The sequence below is a fragment of the Marinobacter sp. CHS3-4 genome (assembly GCF_030053415.1).
GTDB lineage: Bacteria > Pseudomonadota > Gammaproteobacteria > Pseudomonadales > Oleiphilaceae > Marinobacter.
Genome location: NZ_JASGBJ010000006.1, coordinates 1 through 5,416 on the forward strand (window position 1 = coordinate 1; position 5,416 = coordinate 5,416).

A 5,416-nucleotide genomic window follows, 5' to 3' on the forward strand; every position below is an offset into this window, starting at 1 on the left:
CTGCTCTTTAAAAAGTTAACCAAGTAATTCGTGTGGGCGCTGGCCGAGGTATTTCGGATACGAAATATCAGGACAGTGACTCGTCGAAATTGAGTTTTGTCTTGAGCAAGAATAGAGAATCTTCGGATTCTTGTATGATTTAAACTGAAGAGTTTGATCATGGCTCAGATTGAACGCTGGCGGCAGGCTTAACACATGCAAGTCGAGCGGTAACAGATCTAGCTTGCTAGATGCTGACGAGCGGCGGACGGGTGAGTAATGCATAGGAAACTGCCCAGTAGTGGGGGATAGCCCGGGGAAACCCGGATTAATACCGCGTACGCCCTCCGGGGGAAAGCAGGGGATCTTCGGACCTTGCGCTATTGGATGTGCCTATGTCGGATTAGCTAGTTGGTGGGGTAAGAGCCTACCAAGGCGACGATCCGTAGCTGGTCTGAGAGGATGATCAGCCACATCGGGACTGAGACACGGCCCGAACTCCTACGGGAGGCAGCAGTGGGGAATATTGGACAATGGGGGCAACCCTGATCCAGCCATGCCGCGTGTGTGAAGAAGGCTTTCGGGTTGTAAAGCACTTTCAGTGAGGAGGAAAATTCAGTCATTAATACTGGCTGGCCTTGACGTTACTCACAGAAGAAGCACCGGCTAACTCCGTGCCAGCAGCCGCGGTAATACGGAGGGTGCAAGCGTTAATCGGAATTACTGGGCGTAAAGCGCGCGTAGGTGGTTTGATAAGCGAGATGTGAAAGCCCCGGGCTTAACCTGGGAACGGCATTTCGAACTGTCAGGCTAGAGTATGGTAGAGGAGTGTGGAATTTCCTGTGTAGCGGTGAAATGCGTAGATATAGGAAGGAACACCAGTGGCGAAGGCGGCACTCTGGACCAATACTGACACTGAGGTGCGAAAGCGTGGGGAGCAAACAGGATTAGATACCCTGGTAGTCCACGCTGTAAACGATGTCTACTAGCCGTTGGGACTCTTGAAGTCTTAGTGGCGCAGCTAACGCACTAAGTAGACCGCCTGGGGAGTACGGCCGCAAGGTTAAAACTCAAATGAATTGACGGGGGCCCGCACAAGCGGTGGAGCATGTGGTTTAATTCGACGCAACGCGAAGAACCTTACCTGGCCTTGACATGCAGAGAACTTTCCAGAGATGGATTGGTGCCTTCGGGAACTCTGACACAGGTGCTGCATGGCCGTCGTCAGCTCGTGTCGTGAGATGTTGGGTTAAGTCCCGTAACGAGCGCAACCCCTATCCTTAGTTGCTAGCAATTCGGTTGAGAACTCTAGGGAGACTGCCGGTGACAAACCGGAGGAAGGTGGGGATGACGTCAGGTCATCATGGCCCTTACGGCCAGGGCTACACACGTGCTACAATGGTGCGCACAGAGGGCCGCAAACCCGCGAGGGGGAGCCAATCTCACAAAACGCATCGTAGTCCGGATCGGAGTCTGCAACTCGACTCCGTGAAGTCGGAATCGCTAGTAATCGCGAATCAGAATGTCGCGGTGAATACGTTCCCGGGCCTTGTACACACCGCCCGTCACACCATGGGAGTGGATTGCACCAGAAGTGGTTAGTCTAACCTTCGGGAGGACGATCACCACGGTGTGGTTCATGACTGGGGTGAAGTCGTAACAAGGTAGCCGTAGGGGAACCTGCGGCTGGATCACCTCCTTAAACGAAGCCGAATGCTTCGGTCAGAGTCCACACGAATTACTTGGTTGGCTTAAGAAGAGAGCAAAGGGTCTTGCAGGCCCGCACTTTCGGGTCTGTAGCTCAGTTGGTTAGAGCGCACCCCTGATAAGGGTGAGGTCGGTGGTTCAAATCCACCCAGACCCACCAGAATTTCACTGCTCGGCGTTATGAAAGCACTTGCATAGCAGGCTATGCGGCGCACTTTCATGCCTTGATCAGTCAGATTCTTTAGCCTGAGAGTCCGAGCATTGCTTGGTCTTGGGTGGTTTATCGAGGGGCCATAGCTCAGCTGGGAGAGCGCCTGCCTTGCACGCAGGAGGTCGGCGGTTCGATCCCGCCTGGCTCCACCAAAAACCCTTATTTACTGACTAACGCGAGTTAGCAGTGTGCAGAAACAAGCGTTTCATCAATGACGGATGTTGTTGGATGAAGTTCTTCTTTCTGATCACTGGGTCAGATTTGCTCTTTAACAAATTGGACGAGAAAGAACACGAATTTATTTCTCTCATTATCTCCGAGAGGAATGATTCAAGTGATAGCGATTTCAAGCGTTATCCGGTGTTGTCGTTGATTGTGTGTAACCTCAGTTGTTTTGGGGTTATATAGTCAAGCAATTAAGCGCATACGGTGGATGCCTTGGCAGTCAGAGGCGATGAAAGACGTGGAAGCCTGCGATAAGCTTCGGGGAGGTGGCAAACAACCTTTGATCCGGAGATCTCTGAATGGGGAAACCCACCGACTTTCGGGTCGGTACCGTGCGGTGAATACATAGCCGTACGGGGCGAACTCGGGGAACTGAAACATCTAAGTACCCGAAGGAAAAGAAATCAACCGAGATTCCCTCAGTAGCGGCGAGCGAACGGGGACCAGCCCTTAAGCTGAACAACTGGTAGGAGAAGGATCTGGAAAGGTCCGCCATAGTGGGTGATAGCCCCGTATCCGAAACCTGAGTTCAGTGAAATCGAGTAGGACGGGACACGTGATATCCTGTCTGAACATGGGGGGACCATCCTCCAAGGCTAAATACTCCTGACTGACCGATAGTGAACCAGTACCGTGAGGGAAAGGCGAAAAGAACCCCTGTGAGGGGAGTGAAATAGATCCTGAAACCGTATGCGTACAAGCAGTCGGAGCGGACTTGTTCCGTGACGGCGTACCTTTTGTATAATGGGTCAGCGACTTATGTTCAGTGGCGAGGTTAACCGTTTAGGGGAGCCGTAGGGAAACCGAGTCTGAATAGGGCGAATCAGTCGCTGGGCATAGACCCGAAACCGGGCGATCTATCCATGAGCAGGTTGAAGGTTGAGTAACATCAACTGGAGGACCGAACCCACTGTCGTTGAAAAGCCAGGGGATGACTTGTGGATCGGAGTGAAAGGCTAATCAAGCCCGGAGATAGCTGGTTCTCCCCGAAAGCTATTTAGGTAGCGCCTCGGACGAATACCACAGGGGGTAGAGCACTGTTTCGGCTAGGGGGTCATCCCGACTTACCAACCCGATGCAAACTCCGAATACCTGTGAGTACTATCCGGGAGACACACGGTGGGTGCTAACGTCCATCGTGAAGAGGGAAACAACCCAGACCGCCAGCTAAGGTCCCCAAATACCAGTTAAGTGGGAAACGATGTGGGAAGGCTCAGACAGCTAGGAGGTTGGCTTAGAAGCAGCCATCCTTTAAAGAAAGCGTAATAGCTCACTAGTCGAGTCGGCCTGCGCGGAAGATGTAACGGGGCTCAAACTGGTTACCGAAGCTGCGGCTGCATACTCTGTATGCGGGGTAGGGGAGCGTTCTGTAAGCCTGTGAAGGTGTGTTGAGAAGCATGCTGGAGGTATCAGAAGTGCGAATGCTGACATGAGTAACGACAATGCGGGTGAAAAACCCGCACGCCGGAAGACCAAGGGTTCCTGCGCAACGCTAATCGGCGCAGGGTGAGTCGGCCCCTAAGGCGAGACCGAAAGGTGTAGTCGATGGGAAACGGGTTAATATTCCCGTACCTTGGATAGCTGCGATGGAGAGACGGAGAAGGCTAGGTGAGCCGGGCGACGGTTGTCCCGGTTTAAGCGAGTAGGCAGTGGGATTAGGCAAATCCGGTCCCATAATGCCGAGACGCGACGACGACGACCCTTTTACGGGTTGGAAGTCATTGATGCCCTGCTTCCAGGAAAATCTTCTAAGCTTCAGGCTATTCGAGACCGTACCCCAAACCGACACAGGTGGTCAGGTAGAGAATACCAAGGCGCTTGAGAGAACTCGGGTAAAGGAACTAGGCAAAATGGTGCCGTAACTTCGGGAGAAGGCACGCTGGTAGTAAGTGATACCCCTGCGGGTGGAGCTGAGGCCAGTCGAAGATACCAGGCCCCTGCGACTGTTTATTAAAAACACAGCACTGTGCAAACACGAAAGTGGACGTATACGGTGTGACGCCTGCCCGGTGCCGGAAGGTTAATTGATGGGGTTAGCGCTTGCGCGAAGCTCTTGATCGAAGCCCCGGTAAACGGCGGCCGTAACTATAACGGTCCTAAGGTAGCGAAATTCCTTGTCGGGTAAGTTCCGACCTGCACGAATGGCGTAACGATGGGGGCGCTGTCTCTACCCGAGACTCAGTGAAATTGAAATCGCCGTGAAGATGCGGTGTATCCGCGGCTAGACGGAAAGACCCCGTGAACCTTTACTATAGCTTCACAGTGAACTTTGAGCATGTTTGTGTAGGATAGCTGGGAGGCTTTGAAACCATCACGCCAGTGGTGGTGGAGCCAACCTTGAAATACCAGCCTGACCTGTTTGAGGTTCTAACTTCGACCCCTTATCGGGGTTAAGGACACTGTGTGGTGGGTAGTTTGACTGGGGCGGTCTCCTCCCAAAGCGTAACGGAGGAGCACAAAGGTGGGCTAAGCATGGTCGGACATCATGCGGTTAGTGTAATGGCACAAGCCCGCTTAACTGCGAGACAGACACGTCGAGCAGGTACGAAAGTAGGTCATAGTGATCCGGTGGTTCTGTATGGAAGGGCCATCGCTCAACGGATAAAAGGTACTCCGGGGATAACAGGCTGATACCGCCCAAGAGTTCACATCGACGGCGGTGTTTGGCACCTCGATGTCGGCTCATCACATCCTGGGGCTGAAGCCGGTCCCAAGGGTATGGCTGTTCGCCATTTAAAGTGGTACGCGAGCTGGGTTTAGAACGTCGTGAGACAGTTCGGTCCCTATCTGCCGTGGACGTTGGAGATTTGAGGAAAGCTGCTCCTAGTACGAGAGGACCGGAGTGGACGAACCGCTGGTGTTCGGGTTGTGTCGCCAGACGCATTGCCCGGTAGCTATGTTCGGATAGGATAACCGCTGAAAGCATCTAAGCGGGAAGCCCCTTCCAAGATGAGATCTCCCTGGACCCTTGAGGTCCCTGAAGAGCCGTTCAAGACCAGGACGTTGATAGGTCGGGTGTGTAAGCGCTGCGAGGCGTTGAGCTAACCGATACTAATTGCTCGTGCGGCTTGACTATATAACACCCAAAACAATTGCGATCCCAACAGTGGATGACGCATGAAATCAACATCACGTTCCTTCTCGTCCCCCAGTGATCAACCGTTTTGCCTGACGACCATAGCGGTCTGGAACCACCTGATCCCATCCCGAACTCAGCAGTGAAACAGACCAGCGCCGATGGTAGTGTGGCTTCTGCCCATGTGAGAGTAGGTCATCGTCAGGCTCCTAATACCC

2 tRNA genes and 3 rRNA genes are annotated in these 5,416 nt (G+C 53.2%); all 5 read left to right on the forward strand.

Annotated elements, in window-relative coordinates:
• Positions 1-141: 141 nt before the first annotated feature.
• The 5 genes from QLQ17_RS17100 (at position 142) to rrf (ending at position 5,405) form a co-directional block, all read left to right on the forward strand.
• Positions 142-1,681 (forward strand): 16S ribosomal RNA (locus QLQ17_RS17100).
• 88 nt (positions 1,682-1,769) lie between these two features.
• Positions 1,770-1,846: transfer RNA gene (locus QLQ17_RS17105), tRNA-Ile, on the forward strand.
• Between the two features lie 127 nt (positions 1,847-1,973).
• Positions 1,974-2,049: transfer RNA gene (locus QLQ17_RS17110), tRNA-Ala, on the forward strand.
• 254 nt (positions 2,050-2,303) lie between these two features.
• A 23S ribosomal RNA gene (locus QLQ17_RS17115) occupies positions 2,304-5,198 on the forward strand.
• Positions 5,199-5,289: 91 nt separating this feature from the next.
• Positions 5,290-5,405: ribosomal RNA gene (gene rrf, locus QLQ17_RS17120) — 5S ribosomal RNA — on the forward strand.
• The 16S, 23S and 5S rRNA genes sit together here with 2 tRNA genes alongside, the layout of an rRNA operon.
• Positions 5,406-5,416: the final 11 nt, after the last annotated feature.